The sequence below is a fragment of the Enterococcus sp. GPZ-007 genome, assembly GCF_059374735.1.
Genome location: NZ_JCAFYN010000036.1, coordinates 19,057 through 38,718 on the forward strand (window position 1 = coordinate 19,057; position 19,662 = coordinate 38,718).

Sequence of the window (19,662 nt, forward strand, 5' to 3'; positions counted from 1 at the left end):
TTTGCTAAGCTGTACTACTATAATAGATAAATCTTATAGCGGGAGGAAATTATGGCGACAAAACACGATCTGATTTTAGAACACATCGAAAATCTGCCGGTAGGAGAACGTATCTCCGTCCGCAGTATAGCCAAGAATTTGCGCGTCAGCGAAGGAACGGCTTATCGCGCAATCAAGGATGCTGAAAATATCGGACTGGTCTCGACTATTCAACGTGTCGGAACAATTCGAATCGAACGAAAGTTGAAAAAAAATATTGAACGTTTGACCTTTGGTGAGGTCGTTCGAATCATCGAAGGAGATGTCTTAGGCGGCTCCAACGGACTAGATAAGGACCTGAATAAGTTTGTTATCGGTGCCATGACGGAAGAAGCGATGCGTCGCTATATCACACCAGGTTCATTATTGATCATCGGAAATCGTGAGGGAGCTCAAAAATTAGCTCTGCAAGATGGCGCGGCGGTCTTAATCACCGGTGGATTCGACACAACAGCGGAGATCGCGAAGTTGGCAGATGAACTTGCACTGCCTGTATTAAGCACAACCTATGATTCCTTTACCGTCGCGACGATGATCAATCGAGCCCTAAGTGACCAATTGATTAAAAAAGATATTATGCAGGTCAGCGATATTTACATGCCGTTGGAAAAGACAGTCTACCTGCAAGCCGGAGATACGATTGCCAGCTATCATCAATTGTCAGATAAAACTGGACACTCGCGTTTTCCTGTCGTTAATAAGGGGATGCGTGTCCTAGGAGTAGTGACAGCCAAAGATGTGCTGGGGAAAGCAGAAAATCAAATGATCGATCGGGTAATGACCAGAGATCCAAATGTCGTAAAGCAGAGTATGAGTGTGGCATCCGTTAGCCACCAAATGATTTGGGATGGCCTTGAAATGATGCCGGTGGTGAAGGACGATCTTTCTTTAGTTGGCATGGTCAGCCGCCAAGATGTGATGAAGGCGATGCAGCTGGTTCAGCGACAACCGCAGATGTCTAATACAATCTCTGACCAAATCGTTGGCGATATCATGACAGTCGATACGGATCGCGATGATAATCTGTTGGAGCATCCTTACTTCAAATTTGAGGTCACACCTCAAATGGTCAATAGTGTTGGAACGATTTCTTTTGGAGTGTTAAGTGAAATCGTCGCCAATGTTGCACAACGAAGCATTCTGATGGATCAGCGTCGCAATACATTGATTGAGCAAATGAATCTGCATTATTTACGGCTGATTCAATTAGAAAGTGAGATCGAGATTCATTCGAAAACATTAGAACTGGGACGACGGTCAGCAAAAGTTGACTTAGAAGTCTACATTGATAATGTGATCGTCGCTAAAGCAATCGTAGTTTGCCAAGTGATGGAACGTTCTTAGAAAGAGGAAGAGCATGACAATTACAGAAGAAATTTTACAAATGATCAAAGAATACGATCGGATCATCATCCATCGTCATATGCGTCCTGACCCAGATGCGTTAGGTTCGCAGTGCGGACTTGCGGAGATTCTACGGGCGACGTTTCCAAATAAAGAAGTTTATCAAGTCGGCGGTCCAGTGGAAGGGCTAGCTTTTCTTGCTGAAATGGATGAGATCGCGGATGATTTATACAAAGGCGCACTGGTAATCACGACGGACACAGCGAATGCACCTCGGATTAGTGATGATCGCTATAAGCTTGGCGATAAATTAATCAAGATTGATCATCACCCCAATGATGATCCATACGGCGACTTGCTTTGGGTGGATACAAAAGCCAGCAGCTGTAGTGAGATCATTGCAGATTTTGCGTTTATCGAAAATTTAGTGATGACAGAGAATGCTGCGCGCCTATTATATGGCGGAATCGTAGGTGATACTGGACGCTTCTTGTATCCTGCCACTACTTCGCATACATTGCAGGTAGCTGCGAAATTATTGGATTATGGTTTTGACGCAACGAAGTTGAACCGTGAGATCGACCAGATATCTCTTGATGTGGCAAAGCTTTCAGGGTATCTTTATCAGAATTTGCAAATCGATGAAAATGGCGCCGGGTATGTTTTTTTAGATCAAGCAATCATGAACAAATATGGGATAAAGGATTCCGATACGGCGGCACTTGTGCCGTTGCCTGGTACGATTGATGTCGTGCTGGCTTGGGCGATCTTTGTCGAACAACCAGAAGGCTACTATCGTGTTCGTCTTCGTTCGAAGGGTCCGGTAATTAATGAATTAGCCAAACGTTATCATGGCGGTGGCCATCCGCTAGCCAGTGGAGCAAACGCTAAAAATCAAGCGATGTGTCAGGAAATCTATCGTGAAATCCAATTATTGTGCGAAAATTATAGAAAAAATCAAATTATTTGAAAAAAATTTGGAAAAAGTTATTGACAAAAAGTTCAATGGTCTATACAATTCAAGTTGTTAACAAATACTGTTCCATGTGACTAGATCATACTAGGCATGGAAAGAAACGCAAGGAGCTTCCTTGTGCTTCTTTCCATGCCTTTTTATTTGGCCAAAAGCTAGTCGGAACAGTGAAATTATTCTGCAGAATGAGGAAAAACGATGAAAATCAAAAAGATACTGAATCAAAATGCAGTGTTGGTAGACGATCAAGGAGAAGAAAAAATCGCCATCGGCAAAGGGGTCGGCTTCAGCAAGCAAAGAAATGACCTGCTCTTTTCGCGGGACATCGAGCGCTTGTTTGTGATGGAACCAGAAGGACAGCAAAAGCTACAGACCTTATTGAATCAAATTAATGAAAAATATTTTTTTGCAGCTGAAGCGATCATTGATCATGCCGAAACAGTGTTGATGGAGAAACTGAACGAACATATTTTTATCGCCTTGACGGATCATATTTCCTTTTCGGCTCAAAATATCGCGAACGGAATCGTGATCCGCAACAAGCTTTTAAGTGAGATCGAGGTACTTTACGGTGAGGAGTTTGGAATCGCACAATGGGCGGTCGATTATTTGAATCGAACATTGGAGATTCCTTACGGCTATGACGAAGCAGGATATATCGCGATCCACATTCATAGTGCACGAACTGGTAAGAACAATAATCATGACAGTATTCGTGAAGTCACGATTATTTCTGATGTGATCCATTTGATCGAACAAGAATTAGATGTAGATATTCGTTCGCAAGAAATGGCGTTGGATTATTCTCGTTTAGCGAACCATCTACGATTATTATTACAGCGCTATCAAAAGCAGCGCTATGCCGTTTTAGATCAAGAAATCATCGAGATGGTACGTAATAAGTATCCTGAAAGCTACCAAGTAGCAAAGAAGATTCGAGTCTTTTTGATGAAAAGTTATCAGTTAGCAATCACTACGGAGGAGTTAGGCTATGTGGCCATCCATGTCGAGCGATTGCGTAAAGCGAAAGAACATAAAGGAGAAGAATAAATTATGAAAGCATATATGCAGCGTATGGGGCGTTCGTTGATGTTACCAGTTGCGACTTTGCCAGTAGCAGCGCTATTTATGGGAATTGGTTATTGGATCGACCCTAGCGGTTGGGGCGGAAACAACTTGCTGGCAGCCTTTTTAATTAAAGCCGGCGGAACGATTTTAGATAATTTAGGGGTATTGTTTGCGGTTGGTTTGGCACTTGGGATGTCTAAAGATAAAGATGGGGCAGCAGCTTTGTCAGGTTTAGTGGCTTTCTTGACACCAATGACCTTAGTCAATAGTGACGCAGTGGCGATGTTCACTAAAGTCGCAGTAGAAGATGTGAACATTGCGTTCGGTGCAATCAACTTTAAAAATGTCTTCATTGGAATTTTAGCAGGTTTGGTGGCAGCAGCGATGTACAATCGTTTCAGTGGAGTTAAACTTCCGATGGCGCTCTCCTTCTTCAGTGGAAAACGATTGGTCCCAATCGTAACGGCTGGTCTTATGGCAGCAATCTCAGCTGGCTTGATCTTCGTTTGGCCGCCGGTTTATAACGGATTAGTAACATTCGGGGAAGCAATTTCTGGCATGGGACCACTAGGAGCTGGTTTATACGGGTTCTTCAATCGTTTATTGATTCCAACAGGCTTGCACCATGCATTGAACAATGTATTTTGGTTCAACTTGGCAGGAATTGATGATATCGGTAAATTCTGGGCGAGCGAAGGGATTCGCGGGATCACTGGACGCTATCAAGCGGGATTCTTCCCAGTAATGATGTTTGGCTTACCTGCAGGGGCACTAGCAATCTATCAATGTGCTCGTCCTGAAAAGAAAAAAGTAACTGCTTCACTGATGGTTGCCGCTGCTTTTGCTTCATTCTTTACTGGAGTAACGGAGCCGCTTGAATTTTCATTCATGTTCGTGGCTTGGCCGTTGTATGTGGTCCATGCTTGCTTGACTGGTATTTCAATGTTCATCGCAGCGACCTTCAAATGGACGGCTGGCTTCAACTTTAGTGCCGGTTTTATCGACTTCTTCTTAAGTTTACGCGTACCGATAGCGAATCAACCGTTTATGCTGATTCTCTTAGGTTTAGTAATGGCAGTTGTTTATTATGCGACCTTCCGCTTTGTGATTGTCAAATTCAACTTGATGACTCCGGGACGTGAAGAAGATGATGGAGAAGAAATGCCGGATATCAGCATAACTGGCGACAGCAAACATGTGGTGATGGCTCAGAAGATTTACGAAGCATTAGGCGGACCAGCCAATGTACTATCAATCGACAATTGTACGACTCGTTTGCGTCTGCAATTGAAGGATACAAGCACAGTCAATCAGAGTCAGATCAAAGCCACTGGCGTACCAGGACTGAAGGTAATTGATGATAAAAACATTCAGGTCATCGTAGGAACCGAAGTCCAATTTGTAGCAGATGAAATGAATCGATTACATGGTGGCGGCGGGGCGACTCACGCTGTGACTGAACAAGCCATTGTTGAAGAGGCGCCGAAAACACAAGCGATGTTTGCAGTGGCTAATGGTCGTTTAGTTCCGATCACTGAGGTTTCAGACGATGTCTTCTCAGAAAAAATGATGGGTGACGGCTATGCGGTTATTCCGACATCTGGCGAGATTTTCTCTCCAGTAGCGGGTACAATCTCTAATGTCTTTCCAACGAAACATGCTGTAGGTATCACAACTCCATCAGGGGTAGAAGTACTATTGCATATGGGCTTAGACACTGTCGATCTTGGGGGAGAACCGTTTGAGCTTTACGTCAAAGCCGGTCAGCATGTCGGTCGCGGGCAAATGATTGCCAAAGTTGATTTGGATGCGATTCGTAAAGCGGGTAAGAAAACAGATATTATTGTTGCATTAACAAATATGGACAAAGTGAAGAGTTCTGATTTAGCTGAAACAAAAGAGGTTCAGGTAAATGAAGTGATTGGTGAATTGACAAGTTTATAAGAAACGAACGAGTGTGTTGTTATCAGCATGCTCGTTTTTTTGTTATTTATTCATTTGATTTTCTTTTGTTAAATAATTTGGGTAATCGAAAAAACGTTTATAATTCATAGTTTCTTCTTGGTAAAAAAATGAAATTATATTTTCATTTCTATTTACAAATATCCTGAGTAGTTATATTATGTGAGTATAAAGTACGAGAACGGTTACAATATAAAAATATAGACGGGAGTTTTGGATCATGGGTGTTGGCGTTGGTATTGCGAAGCTAGCTGAGAGGCAGCTGTTCTTAATGAAGGTCGAAAATTTAAGCAAGCGTGTAAGGGCTTACTTCACTCGGACTCAGGATGTTGATTCGTTGATCGAATACGGAGTGGCAATCCTTGTGCGGAATTTTTTCTGTATGAAGGCATTTCCTGATTTGATCATGGATTTGATCAGAGAAGTCTATCTGTCAGCAGAAAAAACCAACACCATGTGCCAGTACCTGCCCTACTTCCAAGAATATTTTTCGGCTGATGAGTGGGAAACCTTGATAAAAAGGTTGTACGGCAGTCGTTCACATTTTCTAGCGCAAACGATCGAAGCACGCATCTATAAGGGCTTTTTAGAGCAGGAAGGGACACTCGATAATCGGATCGAGGGTCTTGTTTATCGTGTCGAAGCGATCTTTGAAGGTGAAGACGGCAAAAAACACAAATTGACGATTCGCGAAACAGACTCAACGATCGATGAAGAGCTGACTATCAATATTCTAAACATTTTGACCACCTTGAGTATCTTTAAAGTGGAAGGCGGGCAAAAATTTGCGACTTACGTGAGCTACAAAACACAAGGAACGTTCATTGCTACTTCTAACAATTCACGTCAAAAACCTCAAAAGACTGCTGACGAAAAAGAAACAGTCATTGCGGCTGCGCAAGCACCACAACCAGAGAAAGTTCAAAAACAACCTGTGCCATCTAATAAAAATGAAGACGTTTCTACACCGCTGGTTGATCGGATGTCAGATAAAGAGTGGGACGAAGCTACGAATATTAAGAACACAGTGTCGAAGAAAAACAGTCCGAATGCTGCACCACCAAAAGAAGACATTCCGCCGAAAAATTCCAATGAACCGAGCAAGCGATCACCGGATGACGCTCCTAAGAAAAAGAGAACCGATGCAAAATCAGCTACAACGCAAAAAAACGATACTACTAATAAAGACTCTGGCAAAAGTGTGGGAAAAGTCGAGAAGAAAAGAAACGAAAAGGAAACGAAGAGACGTGTGGACAGAGCACTTGGGAAAAGAAAAAATAGGCATAAGAAAAAGAAATAGCAGCGATTTTACCTCCAGATAGCAGGAACCAGCTCGTAAGATTTATTTAGTTTATGAAATTGTTCAGTGGGTACCTGAATTTCTACGAGTCAATGACTGATAGCATACCTCCAAAAGCTGTCTTTTTTTAAGAAAAGCTTTTCAAGTCATAGGGTTTCCGCTAAACTAAATATTTAGAAAATAAATTTACTGGAGGAAGATTATGCCTAATTGTCCAATGTGTCAGTCAGAGTATACGTATGAGGATCGCGGTCTATTTGTATGTCCAGAGTGCGGACATGAGTGGTCGGAGAGTGATGCCGTTGAAGAAGGATTGGTTGTCAAAGATAGTAACGGCAATCAGTTACAAGACGGTGACAGTGTGACGGTCATTAAAGATTTGAAAGTCAAAGGTGCTTCGGGTGCCATCAAGCAAGGAACCAAGGTCAAGAATATTCGCCTAGTCGAAGGCGATCACAATATTGATTGTAAAGTCGATGGCTTCGGTCCAATGAAATTGAAGTCAGAATTTGTTAAGAAGTTATAAGCTAGAGAGATTCTTAGAGTTGTTTTCATAAAAAATTCACGGCTTTCATGCTAAACTAAGATTAGGAAACTGTTTATCATAAACAGTAAAATTATCTTTGATTAGAGGAGAATGTATATGTATGGGTATGGATCATTTTATAATTTTCTAGATCCCACGTTTCTATTAGTCATTGCCGGGCTAGTTATCTCTGGTCTTGCTTCTGCCTATGTCAATTCAACTTTTCGCAAGTATGATGAGTTTCGCAGCAGCAAGGGTGTCACAGGAACTCAAGCGGCTGAATATATTTTACGCAGTCAGGGCATCAATGATGTCGGTGTTCAGCAAATTGCCGGAGATCTGACCGATAATTATAATAGCGGCAATAAAATGCTGAGCTTATCTGAGTCAACTGCACAGTCTACGTCGGTAGCTGCCATTGGTGTGGCGGCACATGAATGCGGTCATGCGGTCCAAGATGCGAAGCACTATATTCCGTTGAAATTACGGGCGGCGATCGTACCAGTAGCAAACATCGGATCGACACTTTCTTTTCCATTGATCATGCTAGGCGTCTTTATGAGCTGGAATCAGACATTGATCAACATCGGAATCTTGGCCTTTTCATTGGCTTTAGTTTTTCAGTTGGTGACATTGCCGGTGGAATTCGATGCTTCAAGGCGTGCGTTGAGTATTTTACGTGATGGGGATATGCTGGCAGAAGATGAACTGGCGGCGGCTCGAAAAGTGCTATTTGCGGCTGCGTTGACTTATGTGGCAGCAGCATTAGCGACATTCCTACAATTATTACGGCTGGTCTTGCTTTTTGGCAATCGAAGCCGCGACTAAGAACCGACAAATCGTCGGTTCTTTATTTTGCTATTTTAAGTTTGCGCTTTCATTCCTTGGTAGTTCTTATTACTGATATTTTTAAGAGTGTGGTATCATAAAATAAAGGAGCTGATACCATGAAAAAATCGACCAAAATCAAAATCGGAGTAGGCGTCGTTGTTGCAGCCAGTACTGCTACAGCTGTAATCGCTTCTGGGAAGCTGATTGAAAAAGCTCGCCATGTTTCAAATCGATGCAAAGTAAAGCGTTTTGTTAATGCTAAGTTTGACGGCAGTGAAACACTGCTAGCGATCGTTGATAAACTTTCAGATGAAGATTTAGATAACATCATGAGTATTTTAGACAAGATCAAGACTGGAAAAAAGCGAGTATCGGTCTATGGTGAGTCCATCAAAGATACGACCGAAGATTTAAAAGACCGATTGATGGATTTTGTAGACAAAGTAATGTAGAGAAGGTGTGCCAGCGATGGTGCATCTTTTTTTGATAAAAAACCTTTTTTTATTCCGAGTTGACTGTGAGTTATGCTAAAGTAAGTTGATTACTTATTGAAAAAGAGTGAGGAAAAAAATGGAACGTGAGAGTCGGGTAACAGAGGAAGAAAAAATCTTTTTTATGCAGGAAGCAATTAAGGAAGCGAAAAAGGCGGAAGAAATCGCCGAGGTTCCGATTGGTGCAATTGTGGTCTACCATGGTGAAATTATTGGGCGAGGGCATAATTTGCGCGAGCACAGCCAGGATGCGACGAGTCACGCGGAAATGTTCGCGATTAGAGAAGCCTGCAGTCATTTGAATAGCTGGCGTTTGGAAGATTGCCAGTTGTTCGTTACGCTGGAGCCTTGTCCCATGTGCAGCGGCGGTATGATCTTGTCGCGGGTGGAAGAAGTCTATTTTGGAGCCTATGATCCTAAAGGCGGAACAGCTGGTACGTTGATGAACTTATTGACAGATGAACGTTTTAACCATCGCGTGTATGTTGAGGGCGGCATTCTAGAAGCAGAGTGCGGGATGCTATTGACCAATTTTTTTAGAGCGATTCGAGCACGTAAAAAAAAGACTAGCCAAAACGACTAGAGTTTGTTATACTGTTTTTTGCCGAAAGGCAGGACAATGCCGGGCCTGTGAATTGTGTCAGGTCTGGAAGGAAGCAGCACTAAGTAGGATCCGGCATGTGTCTGATATAAATGATTTTACAGCAAGCTTGCGAGCTTGCTTTTTCTTTTGTCTAAAGCAGGTATGGGAGCGGAATCGCGACTACCTGCTTTTTTCATAGCTAGTTATATTTAGTGGAAATTAATTGAAGCTCTTTCAAAATAAGCGTAAACTTAAGCTATTAAATTTTGGGGGTGTAGCGATGAGAGAGAAAAAAGCATTTCATATTAATGGCTATTTAGGTTTAGTTGGATTGATCGTGATTTTTGTAATTGGTTTTTGGTCCGTGTTTACTGGAAGTACTAAAGAAAGCTTCGGTTGGATTTTTTTGGGAGTTATCTTGTGGATCATTGCGGCCTTATTCTTAAGTTCATTAACGATTGTTGGACCGAATAGAGCGAAAGCCGTTTTATTCTTTGGAAAGTATCTTGGGACAATCAAAGATAATGGTCTGTTCATTACAACTCCGTTGACCAGAAAAATCCCTGTGTCATTGAAAGTCCGGAATTTCAACAGCTCGCTTTTAAAAGTCAATGACTCTGATGGAAATCCTGTCGAAATTTCAGCAGTCGTTGTTTTCAAGGTTGTTGATACCGCTAAAGCGTTGTTCGATGTGGATTATTACTTAGATTTCGTGGAGATTCAGAGTGAGACAGCTATTCGTCACATCGCGACTCAATATCCTTATGACACCTTTAATGATGATGATTTAACGTTGCGGGGGAATACGACCGAGGTATCGGAAGAGCTGGCTAAAGAATTACAGGAGCGTTTGGCGATGGCTGGGGTTGAAGTCATTGAGACTAGGCTAAATCACTTAGCTTATGCAACCGAAATTGCGAATGCAATGTTACAACGACAACAGGCTAAAGCAATCTTGTCTGCGCGTCAAACGATCGTGGAAGGTGCGGTGACAATGACCCAAATGGCGTTGGAGCAAATCGAAAATGGTCAGGACATTCATTTTACAGACGACCGGAAAGTTCAATTGATCAACAATCTGCTTGTTTCGATCATCACGGATAAAGGGACACAGCCAGTTATAAATACAGGTGATTTATCAGAAAAATAAGGGTGTCAGCTCAACTTTTCGCAGGATACTTGGTCAGATAAGTATTTAGCTAGAATGGTTAAGTTTCCGATTGAGCACTTTAGTTGAATGATATACGGCATTCGAATCAAACTAATTTTTCTCTTGGAAAAATTATTACTTTAAAACGAATAAGGAGGAAGGCGAATGAAAAAGTTATATATTAAGCAAAAGGTTTTTAGTATTGGTGAAAAATTTACTGTAGTGGATGAGGATCAACGTCTGAGATATTCGGTCAAAGGCAGCTTTATGAAGATTCCCAAGACTTTTAGTGTTGAAAATGAACAAGGACGAGAAGTCAGCAAGATCACTAAGAAAACGATCAGTCTTTTGCCAAAGTTCTTTGTTGAGATAGATGGTAAGGATCAAATCGAAATTTCAAAACATTTGAGCTTCTTAAAGGCGAAGTACTCGATTGAAGCCGAAGACTTGAGCGTTGATGGGAACTGGTGGGATATGGATTTTGAAGTATCGCAAAAGGGTCGAAAAGTTGCTGAAATCAATAAGCGCTGGATATCTTGGGGCGATACGTATGAGATTACAATTTTGAATGACGCATTAGAAGAATTGATTGTCTCGCTAGTAATCGCAATTGACTGTGTCAAAGAAGACGAGGCGGCAGCCTCTTCATCATCAAGTTAAAAAACACCGTTGCTGGACTTTTCGTTCAGCAACGGTGTTTTTGTACTATGAGTTAGTTGTGTTAGAAAAGGGTGATCTCTTGCAGCGCCGGATTCTCGATCACGAGTAATTGTTCTTTGATTTTCAGACCTTCTTGACTGGAGCCGGAATAACCGACGAGCTTGCCATTTTTTCCAATCACTCGGTGGCACGGAACGAGGATCGGTAACGGATTGTTGCGATTCGCTTGACCGATCGCGCGAACGGCTTTGGGGTTTTGAATTTTTTTAGCGACATCCAGATAACTGCAAGTCTCGCCATAAGGAATTTCTGTTAAGGCCTGCCAGACTCCCTTCTGAAAATCTGTTCCCAAATCAAAAACATAAGGAACCTCGAAATTTTTCCGTTCTTCGGCTAAAAATTCTAAGAGTTGTTTCTTGGCAGTCTTCAGAATTTCTTGATTAGCTAAAGGATTTTCTTCAATTGGAGTATATGAGATGCCAACTAAAGCATCTTGATTGGCATCGAGCCAAATCGATCCAAGTATCGATTCAAATTTCATCTTTTCACCTGCTTTTTAGCGAACGAGTTCGTTCAGCCTTCTTGAGCTATATGTTACTATAGATGGAACAATAAGAGTTGAAAAGAGGTAGAATAATGGAAAAAATTATTCTTTTACATACCAATGATCTTCACTCCCATTTAGAAAATTGGCCGAAGCTTCGTCGTTTTCTATTGACTCGCAAGCAGGAAGAAACGATTGACAAACAAGTTATCACTGTCGATCTTGGTGATTTCGTTGATCGCTGGCATCCATTGACTGAGGCGACCCATGGACAAGCCAATGTGCAACTAATGAATCAAATTCATTATGATGCAGCGACTATCGGAAATAATGAAGGGGTTGGGAGTTCTAAAAACGAATTGAATCATCTGTATGATCAGGCGAATTTTGACATCATACTAGATAATCTCTTTGACAAACAGACACTGCAGCCGCCGGAATGGGCGCAGCAATCTAAGGTTATTACAACGGAGCAAGGGACGAAGGTCGGCTTGTTGGCATTCACAGCTCCTTTTCCGTTGACATATAATCCGAATGGTTGGGATATTCGTAAAGTAATGGATATTTTACCGGAGCTGGTGGCAGAGCTTCGCCCGAACGTTGATGTTTTGGTATTAATGAGTCATCTTGGAATAAGTGTTGATCGGCAAATCGCACGTGATTTACCAGAGATTGATGTGGTTCTTGGCTCACATACTCATCATTTATTTGAAACCGGTGAAAAAATCAATGGTGTGCAATTAGCTGCGGCAGGAAAGTATGGCTATTATGTCGGTGAAGTGCACGTGACGGTTGATGAAGACCATCGCATACAGAAAACCTCCGCTAGGACCTTTCCTACAGAAAAAATGCTGGAGCTGCCAGAAGATCAAGAAGAAATTGATGGGTATCTAGCAGAAGGTCATCGTTTATTAGCGGATAAAACAGTCGCAGATGTTCCATTTAGTATGAGTACTGATCTGCAAGCGGACCATCCGATGATTAACTATACGCTGGCGGCGGTAAAAGAAGCGGCGGGGACTGACGCAGCCGTTTTAAATTCTGGCTTATTTTTGACGGACGTACCCGCTGGGATTGTCAATCAAGATCAGCTTCACACAGCTTTGCCGCATCCGATGCACTTGATCAAAGTAACACTGGATGGAGAAAATTTGATTCGGTTGATTCTTGAGATGGAGAAGAATCGTCATTTTCTGATCAATTTTCCGGTAATGGGGATGGGCTTTCGCGGCAAAATTTTCGGTCATTTGGTTTATGATGGGATCGAATACGATCCAGTAAATCATCAAGTCCGCTGGCTCGGTGAATTGGTTGACCCTGAGTTGGATTACACGATTGCAACGGTAGATCATTTTATGTTTGTACCGTTCTTCCCAACGATCGAGATCGCAGGCCGCTATGAATTTCTATTCCCGGATTTCATTCGCAGCGTTTTGGGCGACTATCTCCACACTCACTATCCAATCAAATAAAAACAAGGTATAATAGCAAACAGGTGGTGAAACGATGGCAAAAGAAAAAAGAGACAAAAAAGAACAGAAAAACAATCCAGAAAAAACAGTCACAGATGAATTGGCTGAGGTCTTAGATGAAATCGTTGAGACACCCGCTGAAGAAAAGAAAAAAGGTGAAACCGTCGTATTTGTGGACGATAGTAATCTTTTGATTGGCGAACGCCAATACCGCTTAGTTAGAAATTATCGTGAAGGCTTTGATGCCGAACGTTTAGGTGAACGCTTTAGTGAGGTCTTGACACGCTATGATTATATTGTTGGTGACTGGGGCTATGACCAGTTGCGATTGAAAGGCTTTTTCCGGGAAGATGATCGGAAAAGTTTGCCTGAGCAGCGAATTGATACTTTAGAAGATTATTTGTACGAGTACTGCAATTTCGGGTGCGCTTATTTTGTGTTGGAGCGAACAGGCGGCAAACGTCAACAGACACGTAAAAAACGTAAACGCAAACGTAAAGACAAGCCGCAAGCTTTTGTCGAAGAGAAGAAAGCTCCAGTAACGGATAAACCAAAGAAGAAACCAATCATCAAAAATCGTCAACCGAAAAAAGAAACACCAACAAAGACGAAAGAAAAAGACGAACGCTTCGTGATTCGTCAAAGGGAAGAGTAATAGGATGTACAAAGGATATTTGATTGACTTAGATGGAACGATCTATCGCGGAAGCGAACCGATCCCTGCTGGCCGCCGCTTTGTGGAGCAATTGCAAGCACGCCAGATTCCATTTTTATTTTTGACCAACAACACGACCAAAACACCAGAGACAGTAGCAAATCGATTAGCCAATGAATTCTCGATCCATGTTGAACCGGAGACAGTCTATACGGCCACACTTGCGACCATTGATTATATGAATGACGCAAGCAAAGGGAAGAAAGTGTATGTGATCGGTGAACCTGGTTTAATTGATCCAATTCTAGCTGCCGGTTACGTTTGGGAAGAAGAAAATCCCGATTATGTAGTAGTCGGCTTAGACACTGAAGTTACTTATGAAAAATTCGTTGTCGCCACATTGGCGATTCAAAAAGGTGCGACCTTCATCGGGACAAATCCAGATAAAAATATTCCAACTGAGCGTGGGTTATTACCTGGTGCTGGATCAGTGATTGCGATGTTAGAAGCCTCTACTCAGCAAGAGGCGATTTACATTGGCAAACCCGAAGCAATCATCATGGATAAAGCGGTAGAAATTTTAGACATGGAAAAAGCGGATGTTTTGATGGTGGGCGATAATTACACGACTGACATCTTGGCGGGAATCAATAATGGGATTGATTCGCTCTTAGTTCTGTCTGGCTTTACCCAGAAATCAGATGTACCGACTTTGCCAGTACCGCCAACTTATATAGTGGACTCGTTAGATGAATGGCGTTTCGATGAAGAATAAGTGGCTGGAACGTATCGGATTACTATGTTTGCTGGTGACTTTGCTGACACTGGCGATCACATTGACGATCAATGCCCGCTGGCTGTATCAGTTTGATATCGGTCATTTGAATTTGCTGGACTATACGACAATTTCCGAAAAGGAATTGCTGCATAACTTTGATCAATTGATGCGCTATTTGAATCTTCCGTGGGTAGAAACGCTTAAAATGACGGATTTTCCCGTTTCATCTAGTGGGGCCCTGCATTTTTACGAAGTGAAAAAGCTGTTCCTGCTAAATTATGGCTTATTATTAACAACGATCGTTCCAAGCATTTTCTATTTGCGCCATTTAATTAAACAGATGTCTCTGTGGAAGCTGATTCAACCATTTCGGATCGCAGTTGTTGTTCCGATCGTGATCGCCTTTTTGATGGCAGTGAATTTTGATCGCTTCTTCGTTATGTTCCATGGCGTCTTTTTTAATAATGACGCTTGGATCTTTAATCCGGCGACCGATCCGATCATTAATGTTTTGCCAGAGACATTTTTCTTGCATTGCTTTATTTTATTTTTCGTATTGCTAGAGATTTTTTATCTCTTACCGATCTACTTCGGCAGAAGAGCATTAAAAAAAGAGCACTAGGCTCTTTTTTTAATGCTCTTATTTGACGATCGAGTCCAATTTTCGCGGATGTTCATGGGCCAAACGACTAGCAGCGGACGCTGCGATCGCGCCAACAAGGTCATCTAGGAATGTATGGACATGCACACCATCGTGCTCGTTGAGTTTCTTTAAGATTCCAGGTTTTACTTTATCGATGTAGCCGTAGTTGGTAAAACCGATAGACCCATAGACATTGACTATGCTAAGGGCCATGATTTCATCAATACCGTATAACCCTTCATCTTCTTCTAAAATATTTTGTAGTGGATAGTCCAGCTTCTTTTGTTCTGCTAACTTGTCCAGCTCGATACCGGTGATAATAGCGTTATGGACCTCGCGTTTGGTTAAAACACGATTCACACTTTGGATGCATAATTCGATGTCTAATTTTTCGATATAATCTTTTTGTAAAAAGAAGACCAAGTCTGCAATGTCTCTGATAGTAACGCCGCGTTCTTCTAATAACTCGCGGGCTTTTTGTTCAAGAGCAGTAGTTTCAAATACCATATCGTCCCTCCGTTAAATCTAGATTTGTGGAAATAAGCTTGTGCTGTGTCCGGGCTGTGTGCGATTTTTAGGATTTACATAATGAAGCGCGTTATTGACAGCGGTGGGGGCTTCGCCCATACCGGTTGCGATCAATTTCACCTTGCCATCATATGTAGCGATATCCCCGCAGGCGTAGACACCAGGAATCGACGTGCGCATGTCGGATTCAACAAGGATTGCTTGTCGTGTACTTTCTAACCCCCATGACCTTAGGTGATCCAGAGAAGAAGAGAAGCCGTAGTTGACGATCAAGTAATCCACGTTCAATGTAATTGTCTCATCACTTTTCGCCTTTTGTAAAGTTAGATCTTCCAATTCTCGTTCACCGTGAAGTTCTTTTAGGATATACGGCGTGTAAATATTGACTGAAGACTCTTTTAATTTTTGGACACTGTGTTCATGTCCGCGGAAATTATCACGGCGATGGATGATCGACACTTCAGCAGCGATCGGCTCCAGCATTAAGGCCCAGTCAATTGCGGAGTCACCGCCTCCCGCGATGGCGACTTTCTTTCCAGCGTATTTCATCAGATCATTGATGTAGTAATCAATTCCGTGGTTTTCAAATTTGTCCGAGCCCTCGATCATCAAGCGTCTTGGCTGGAAAGAACCATTACCGATAGCGAGTACGATCGCTCTAGTGTAATGGCTATCCTTGCTGGTTACCAACTCGAGATAGTCTTCATGCTGTTTTATCTCCAAAACTTCTTCGTCCAAACAATAGGTGTGGGAAAAAGTTCGTAATTGTTTTTCTAAGTTGCCCACCAGATCTGCTGCTTTTACGATCGGAAAGCCGGGAATATCATAAATATTTTTCTCAGGATAAAGTGTCGTCAACTGCCCGCCCAACTGCGGCAAGCTGTCGATCAGCTTTGTTTTAGCTTGGCGTATCCCTGCATAGAATGCCGCGAACATGCCCACTGGTCCTGCACCTACGATCGTTATATCAAAAATTTCCATATCAACACCCTTTCTTCCCATCGATTGTAACAAATAAATGAAAGAGAAAGAAACGCTTGGCTTGAAGAGGTGGCAAAACGAGAAAAGTTTGTTATGATAGACACAGAAAAAATAAAGGAGGACATTATAGTGACTCAATTTCCACAATTAAACTTAGCAGAAGAAAAAGGTCCAAAAGCGACGATTAAAACGAATATGGGGGACATTACCGTACAATTATTCCCTGAAGAAGCACCAAAGACAGTGAAGAACTTTGTTGAATTAGCAAAGAAAGGTTATTACGATGGCGTGATCTTCCACCGTGTCATTCCTGACTTCATGATCCAAGGCGGCGACCCAACCGGAACGGGCATGGGCGGCGAAAGTATTTATGGCGAAAAATTCGAGGATGAATTTTCACGCAACTTGTTCAACCTGCGTGGTGCATTATCTATGGCGAATGCAGGTCCAAACTCAAACGGCAGTCAATTCTTTATCGTAAATAGTCAAAATGTACCTGCTAATATGATGGCGCAGTTAGAAGAAGCAGGATTTCCTGGTGAAATCATTGAAACCTACAAACAAGGTGGAACGCCTTGGTTAGACTTCCGTCATACCGTTTTTGGGCATGTGACTGAAGGTATGGATGTAGTTGATGAAATCGGGGCCGTTAAACGTGGTGCTCAAGACAAACCTGTTCACGATGTCGTGATTGAATCAATTGAAATTACTGAATAAAAAATACGGCCAAGCGGCCGTATTTTTTTTAACTTAAGGCAGTAACAATTCGTTCCAGCCCCTCTTTAAGGACGACCTGCGGGCAAGCGACATTCAAACGCATGTGCTGCTTTCCGCTAGGTCCATAGCTGACGCCCGCATTCAAAACAACTTTTCCTTTATGAACCAATCGTTCTTCCAAGTCCTCATCAGAAATTCCATACTCCGAAAAATCCAACCACAATAGGTAAGTTCCCTCTGGTTTCATGACTGATACTTTAGGTAAATGCTCTTGGAAAAATTTAATCGTATAGGCTATATTTGATTGAATATAGGGCAATAGCTTAGTCAGCCAATCCTTACCTGTTTCGTAAGCTGCCTCCATGCCAACTAAACCAAAGGTATTAATTTCCTGTTGGAAGTTTTCCTCTTGTTTACGAGTTAATTGTTTACGCAGTTTTTCATTTTTTACAAAAACTACCGAATTTTTGATTCCCGCTAGATTGAAGGTCTTAGTCATTGAAGTAAATTGTAAGCTGAAGTCACTGAAATTTTCTCCTGCATTAAAGAAGGAAGTCATTTTATTAGGTGCAAAAACCAAGTCCTGATGAATTTCATCGCTCAACACTAGTACTCGATACTTTCTGCAAAGTTCTCCCAGTTGATGCAACTCCCCTTTCGACCATACTCGGCCTCCAGGATTATGAGGATTACACAAGATCATGACTTTTACCTGATGCTGTTTGAATTTTTCTTCCATATCAGCAAAGTCCATCACAAAGCGGCCATCTTCCTCGATCAATTGGCTGCGAACCAACTGCCGCTTATTCGTCGTGATGATATTCGCGAAAGGAGGGTAGACTGGGTCGTGAATCAAAATTGTGTCATTTGGTTTAGTAAATGCTTGGATGGCCGTAGTGATTCCAGCTAAAACGCCCGAGAAGAAAAGAATATCTTCTTTTTCTAAGGCAAGGTGGAAGCGTTCCTGCTCCCAATTGATGATTGCAGTGTAAAGCTGTTCAGGTGTTTCTGCATAGCCTAGGATTCCGTGAGTCAATAATTTTTGGTAAGCCTGTAAAACACCAGCTGGTGCTTTGAAATCCATGTCGGCAATCCAGAGCGGCAATAAATTCTCTTCTTTATACGTCTTGAGAATAGTATCCCATTTGATACTATCAGAACCCAGACGATCGATTGGTTGTTCAAAATTTGTCATTTCTCCTCCTCCTGTTTGCTAACTTCAATTTTATTTCTAAATACAGTATAATGAAACATGCGAAGAGAGGGAAATGAATGGGATATAAAATTGGAGATATTATCGAAGGACAAGTTACAGGAATTCAGCCATATGGAGCGTTCATCTCATTAGATGATCAGACCCAAGGGTTGGTCCATATATCGGAAGTGCAATCTGGCTATACAAAAAATATTCACAGCTTTTTAGAGGTTGGTCAATCAGTGAAAGTTCAAGTTATCGACATTGACGAGTTCACTAAGAAAATCAGTTTGTCAATACGGACACTAGCAGAGCATTCTGCTGAAGCACCCTATCACAGGAAACGCTACTTTACAAATCGCAATAAAAACATCGGTTTTCGTTCTTTAGAGAAAAATATGCCGCATTGGACAGATGAAGCAATTGACTTTCTATTGAAAGAGCGAGTTGAAAATTAGTCGCTATTTTATGCAAAGAATATCTTTTTTTCTGAAAACATGATACAATGATTGCGATTTACGATTAGCTTTTGCAGAGGTGAAAATTGTGACAAAACAAGTGTCAGGAACAATCATGTTGCATTTAGAAGATGGATCGAAGCGTTTTTTAGTTCATGAGATAGGAAAAGATAAGGAATTTGCCCGCACTGATACCAAAGCTGAAAACACCGTTTTAGCTAGTTTTTTGAATTTTTTGAAAGCTACACTACATATTAATGTTAATGATATTCGACTAGTCGAGTTAACCAACACACAATCCCACGGCGCCAGTTTGCCGCTGTATGTGTTTGAAATGGCTAGTGAACAAGCTACAGAGCTACCCGAGGGATTTGCCTGGGAGAGCCCAGACAGTGTTAGAAAAATCCTAGGAACGATTGAAATTGAAGGTGTACCATTATTTGAATAATTACCAAAAAGAAGCTTATAAAAATAAGTTTCTTTTTTTTGAAGAAAATAGTTGACCACTGATTAATAAAGTGGTAAATTAATAAACGTTGCTGATACAGTAAAAGCCGAACAATGAATTTTGAAATTAAAAAAACTTCAAAAAAGTTGTTGACATTCACTCAGTAACCTGTTAAAATATAAAAGTTGCTGAAACAACGCGACAAACAATGTAGACCTTTGAAAACTGAACGAATAAAACAAACCAAATGTGTAGGGCGCTTCTATTATTATAGAAGCAAACAACATAGCAAGCAATATGCTAGCAAGTCAATTAT

22 protein-coding genes and 1 other RNA gene are annotated in these 19,662 nt (G+C 41.7%); 19 read left to right on the plus strand and 4 right to left on the minus strand.

Going from position 1 to position 19,662, the window contains the following annotated elements; genetic code table 11:
- Positions 1-51 precede the first annotated feature (51 nt).
- The 12 genes from AC4J95_RS15905 (at position 52) to AC4J95_RS15960 (ending at position 10,927) form a co-directional block, all read left to right on the plus strand.
- Entirely contained in the window at positions 52-1,383 is a 1,332-nt protein-coding gene (locus AC4J95_RS15905) for a DRTGG domain-containing protein (protein ID WP_494550699.1), read from the plus strand.
- Between the two features lie 13 nt (positions 1,384-1,396).
- A complete protein-coding gene (locus tag AC4J95_RS15910; protein ID WP_316402833.1) occupies positions 1,397-2,353 on the plus strand; it encodes a DHH family phosphoesterase in 957 nt (318 codons plus the stop codon).
- 201 nt (positions 2,354-2,554) lie between these two features.
- A complete protein-coding gene (locus tag AC4J95_RS15915) occupies positions 2,555-3,406 on the plus strand; it encodes a PRD domain-containing protein (RefSeq protein WP_316402834.1) in 852 nt (283 codons plus the stop codon).
- 3 nt (positions 3,407-3,409) lie between these two features.
- Positions 3,410-5,368, plus strand: a complete 1,959-nt coding sequence (gene nagE, locus AC4J95_RS15920; RefSeq protein ID WP_494550700.1) for an N-acetylglucosamine-specific PTS transporter subunit IIBC — start codon at positions 3,410-3,412, stop codon at positions 5,366-5,368.
- 238 nt (positions 5,369-5,606) lie between these two features.
- A complete protein-coding gene (locus AC4J95_RS15925) occupies positions 5,607-6,686 on the plus strand; it encodes a hypothetical protein (RefSeq protein WP_494550701.1) in 1,080 nt (359 codons plus the stop codon).
- A 202-nt stretch (positions 6,687-6,888) separates the two neighbouring features.
- On the plus strand, positions 6,889-7,212 hold the full coding sequence (locus tag AC4J95_RS15930; RefSeq protein WP_494550702.1) for a zinc ribbon domain-containing protein YjdM: 324 nt from the start codon (positions 6,889-6,891) through the stop codon (positions 7,210-7,212).
- Between the two features lie 117 nt (positions 7,213-7,329).
- Positions 7,330-8,040 (plus strand): zinc metallopeptidase, encoded by a 711-nt coding sequence (locus AC4J95_RS15935; RefSeq protein WP_316402838.1) that lies wholly within the window; start codon positions 7,330-7,332, stop codon positions 8,038-8,040.
- A gap of 119 nt (positions 8,041-8,159) precedes the next feature.
- Complete coding sequence (locus tag AC4J95_RS15940) at positions 8,160-8,495, plus strand: hypothetical protein (RefSeq protein WP_316402839.1); 336 nt, start codon at positions 8,160-8,162, stop codon at positions 8,493-8,495.
- A gap of 118 nt (positions 8,496-8,613) precedes the next feature.
- Positions 8,614-9,117 carry a tRNA adenosine(34) deaminase TadA gene (gene tadA, locus AC4J95_RS15945; protein WP_494550703.1) on the plus strand — a complete coding sequence of 168 codons (504 nt, stop codon included), beginning with the start codon at positions 8,614-8,616 and terminating at the stop codon, positions 9,115-9,117.
- Between the two features lie 26 nt (positions 9,118-9,143).
- An RNA gene (gene ffs / locus AC4J95_RS15950) (signal recognition particle sRNA small type) lies at positions 9,144-9,227 on the plus strand.
- Positions 9,228-9,397: 170 nt separating this feature from the next.
- Entirely contained in the window at positions 9,398-10,267 is an 870-nt protein-coding gene (locus tag AC4J95_RS15955; protein WP_494550704.1) for an SPFH domain-containing protein, read from the plus strand.
- A gap of 165 nt (positions 10,268-10,432) precedes the next feature.
- On the plus strand, positions 10,433-10,927 hold the full coding sequence (locus AC4J95_RS15960) for an LURP-one-related/scramblase family protein (protein ID WP_494550705.1): 495 nt from the start codon (positions 10,433-10,435) through the stop codon (positions 10,925-10,927).
- 61 nt (positions 10,928-10,988) lie between these two features.
- Here the strand turns inward: AC4J95_RS15960 and AC4J95_RS15965 are convergent, their stop codons facing one another.
- Positions 10,989-11,468 (minus strand): methylated-DNA--[protein]-cysteine S-methyltransferase, encoded by a 480-nt coding sequence (locus AC4J95_RS15965; RefSeq protein WP_494550706.1) that lies wholly within the window; start codon positions 11,466-11,468, stop codon positions 10,989-10,991.
- Positions 11,469-11,563: 95 nt separating this feature from the next.
- Here AC4J95_RS15965 and AC4J95_RS15970 point away from each other — a divergent pair, with 95 nt between their 5' ends.
- From AC4J95_RS15970 to AC4J95_RS15985, 4 genes are read left to right on the plus strand one after another with little or no spacing between them, the layout of a single operon-like run.
- On the plus strand, positions 11,564-12,943 hold the full coding sequence (locus AC4J95_RS15970) for a bifunctional metallophosphatase/5'-nucleotidase (RefSeq protein WP_494550707.1): 1,380 nt from the start codon (positions 11,564-11,566) through the stop codon (positions 12,941-12,943).
- Positions 12,944-12,977: 34 nt separating this feature from the next.
- The gene (locus AC4J95_RS15975; protein ID WP_316402845.1) at positions 12,978-13,598 is read left to right on the plus strand and encodes a YutD family protein; all 621 of its coding nucleotides are present in this window, start codon (positions 12,978-12,980) and stop codon (positions 13,596-13,598) included.
- A gap of 4 nt (positions 13,599-13,602) precedes the next feature.
- The gene (locus AC4J95_RS15980) at positions 13,603-14,373 is read left to right on the plus strand and encodes a TIGR01457 family HAD-type hydrolase (protein ID WP_494550708.1); all 771 of its coding nucleotides are present in this window, start codon (positions 13,603-13,605) and stop codon (positions 14,371-14,373) included.
- Complete coding sequence (locus AC4J95_RS15985; RefSeq protein ID WP_494550709.1) at positions 14,363-14,998, plus strand: TIGR01906 family membrane protein; 636 nt, start codon at positions 14,363-14,365, stop codon at positions 14,996-14,998. Before AC4J95_RS15980 ends, AC4J95_RS15985 begins: the two co-directional genes overlap by 11 nt.
- Before the next feature lie 18 nt (positions 14,999-15,016).
- Here AC4J95_RS15985 and AC4J95_RS15990 read toward each other — a convergent pair whose 3' ends face one another.
- Together AC4J95_RS15990 and AC4J95_RS15995 are read right to left on the minus strand one after the other, a co-directional pair.
- Positions 15,017-15,526 carry a phosphatidylglycerophosphatase A family protein gene (locus AC4J95_RS15990; RefSeq protein ID WP_316402848.1) on the minus strand — a complete coding sequence of 170 codons (510 nt, stop codon included), beginning with the start codon at positions 15,524-15,526 and terminating at the stop codon, positions 15,017-15,019.
- A gap of 18 nt (positions 15,527-15,544) precedes the next feature.
- On the minus strand, positions 15,545-16,528 hold the full coding sequence (locus AC4J95_RS15995) for an NAD(P)/FAD-dependent oxidoreductase (protein ID WP_494550710.1): 984 nt from the start codon (positions 16,526-16,528) through the stop codon (positions 15,545-15,547).
- A gap of 93 nt (positions 16,529-16,621) precedes the next feature.
- Between AC4J95_RS15995 and AC4J95_RS16000 the strand changes: the two genes are divergently transcribed.
- Positions 16,622-17,245 carry a peptidylprolyl isomerase gene (locus AC4J95_RS16000; protein WP_494550711.1) on the plus strand — a complete coding sequence of 208 codons (624 nt, stop codon included), beginning with the start codon at positions 16,622-16,624 and terminating at the stop codon, positions 17,243-17,245.
- Between the two features lie 28 nt (positions 17,246-17,273).
- On the opposite strand, the gene AC4J95_RS16005 is transcribed toward AC4J95_RS16000, so the two are convergent.
- Positions 17,274-18,440, minus strand: a complete 1,167-nt coding sequence (locus tag AC4J95_RS16005) for a MalY/PatB family protein (protein ID WP_494550712.1) — start codon at positions 18,438-18,440, stop codon at positions 17,274-17,276.
- 77 nt (positions 18,441-18,517) lie between these two features.
- Here AC4J95_RS16005 and AC4J95_RS16010 point away from each other — a divergent pair, with 77 nt between their 5' ends.
- Both AC4J95_RS16010 and AC4J95_RS16015 read left to right on the plus strand, forming a co-directional pair.
- Positions 18,518-18,898: a CvfD/Ygs/GSP13 family RNA-binding post-transcriptional regulator gene (locus tag AC4J95_RS16010; protein WP_494550713.1), complete on the plus strand. Its 381-nt coding sequence runs from the start codon at positions 18,518-18,520 to the stop codon at positions 18,896-18,898.
- 85 nt (positions 18,899-18,983) lie between these two features.
- A complete protein-coding gene (locus AC4J95_RS16015) occupies positions 18,984-19,346 on the plus strand; it encodes a hypothetical protein (RefSeq protein WP_316402855.1) in 363 nt (120 codons plus the stop codon).
- Positions 19,347-19,662: the final 316 nt, after the last annotated feature.

Coding starts and splice junctions, on each gene's coding strand:
- AC4J95_RS15905 (WP_494550699.1), top strand. CDS start 52: ATGGCGACAAAACACGATCTGATTTTAGAACACATCGAAAATCTGCCG.
- AC4J95_RS15910 (WP_316402833.1), top strand. CDS start 1,397: ATGACAATTACAGAAGAAATTTTACAAATGATCAAAGAATACGATCGG.
- AC4J95_RS15915 (WP_316402834.1), top strand. CDS start 2,555: ATGAAAATCAAAAAGATACTGAATCAAAATGCAGTGTTGGTAGACGAT.
- nagE (WP_494550700.1), top strand. CDS start 3,410: ATGAAAGCATATATGCAGCGTATGGGGCGTTCGTTGATGTTACCAGTT.
- AC4J95_RS15925 (WP_494550701.1), top strand. CDS start 5,607: ATGGGTGTTGGCGTTGGTATTGCGAAGCTAGCTGAGAGGCAGCTGTTC.
- AC4J95_RS15930 (WP_494550702.1), top strand. CDS start 6,889: ATGCCTAATTGTCCAATGTGTCAGTCAGAGTATACGTATGAGGATCGC.
- AC4J95_RS15935 (WP_316402838.1), top strand. CDS start 7,330: ATGTATGGGTATGGATCATTTTATAATTTTCTAGATCCCACGTTTCTA.
- AC4J95_RS15940 (WP_316402839.1), top strand. CDS start 8,160: ATGAAAAAATCGACCAAAATCAAAATCGGAGTAGGCGTCGTTGTTGCA.
- tadA (WP_494550703.1), top strand. CDS start 8,614: ATGGAACGTGAGAGTCGGGTAACAGAGGAAGAAAAAATCTTTTTTATG.
- AC4J95_RS15955 (WP_494550704.1), top strand. CDS start 9,398: ATGAGAGAGAAAAAAGCATTTCATATTAATGGCTATTTAGGTTTAGTT.
- AC4J95_RS15960 (WP_494550705.1), top strand. CDS start 10,433: ATGAAAAAGTTATATATTAAGCAAAAGGTTTTTAGTATTGGTGAAAAA.
- AC4J95_RS15965 (WP_494550706.1), bottom strand. CDS start 11,468: ATGAAATTTGAATCGATACTTGGATCGATTTGGCTCGATGCCAATCAA.
- AC4J95_RS15970 (WP_494550707.1), top strand. CDS start 11,564: ATGGAAAAAATTATTCTTTTACATACCAATGATCTTCACTCCCATTTA.
- AC4J95_RS15975 (WP_316402845.1), top strand. CDS start 12,978: ATGGCAAAAGAAAAAAGAGACAAAAAAGAACAGAAAAACAATCCAGAA.
- AC4J95_RS15980 (WP_494550708.1), top strand. CDS start 13,603: ATGTACAAAGGATATTTGATTGACTTAGATGGAACGATCTATCGCGGA.
- AC4J95_RS15985 (WP_494550709.1), top strand. CDS start 14,363: ATGAAGAATAAGTGGCTGGAACGTATCGGATTACTATGTTTGCTGGTG.
- AC4J95_RS15990 (WP_316402848.1), bottom strand. CDS start 15,526: ATGGTATTTGAAACTACTGCTCTTGAACAAAAAGCCCGCGAGTTATTA.
- AC4J95_RS15995 (WP_494550710.1), bottom strand. CDS start 16,528: ATGGAAATTTTTGATATAACGATCGTAGGTGCAGGACCAGTGGGCATG.
- AC4J95_RS16000 (WP_494550711.1), top strand. CDS start 16,622: ATGATAGACACAGAAAAAATAAAGGAGGACATTATAGTGACTCAATTT.
- AC4J95_RS16005 (WP_494550712.1), bottom strand. CDS start 18,440: ATGACAAATTTTGAACAACCAATCGATCGTCTGGGTTCTGATAGTATC.
- AC4J95_RS16010 (WP_494550713.1), top strand. CDS start 18,518: ATGGGATATAAAATTGGAGATATTATCGAAGGACAAGTTACAGGAATT.